This is a genomic window from Pseudomonas sp. Kh14, from assembly GCF_900291005.1.
Classification (GTDB): domain Bacteria; phylum Pseudomonadota; class Gammaproteobacteria; order Pseudomonadales; family Pseudomonadaceae; genus Aquipseudomonas; species Aquipseudomonas alloputida.
The window spans coordinates 1-235 of sequence record NZ_OLKJ01000320.1; the positions used below are offsets into that span (position 1 = coordinate 1).

Sequence of the window (235 nt, forward strand, 5' to 3'; positions counted from 1 at the left end):
TCTTGATCGTCTATCTGCTGAGGAGATGGTGCTGGGGCTTGATGCCGTCAGGGCCTTCATGGAAATACCGGCTGAAAAGTTGCCGGAAGGGCTTGGTCTGGTGTTCGTGATTTCCTGCGATGAGGCAAAGGTCGCAGATGCACTTGCCAGGGGGCGAAGCAACAACCCTGAGCAACCAGGTACGGTGTTCACTCACAAAGACGCACGGCGATACCTGGATCGCATCTTCCAGTTC

The 235-nt window shown here is 55.3% G+C and carries 1 protein-coding gene; it reads left to right on the top strand.

The genetic code is table 11. The annotated features are described in order from the left end of the window. On the top strand, positions 1-235 hold a 235-nt coding region (locus FQ668_RS28285), incomplete at both ends, for a P-loop NTPase fold protein (RefSeq protein WP_144180890.1).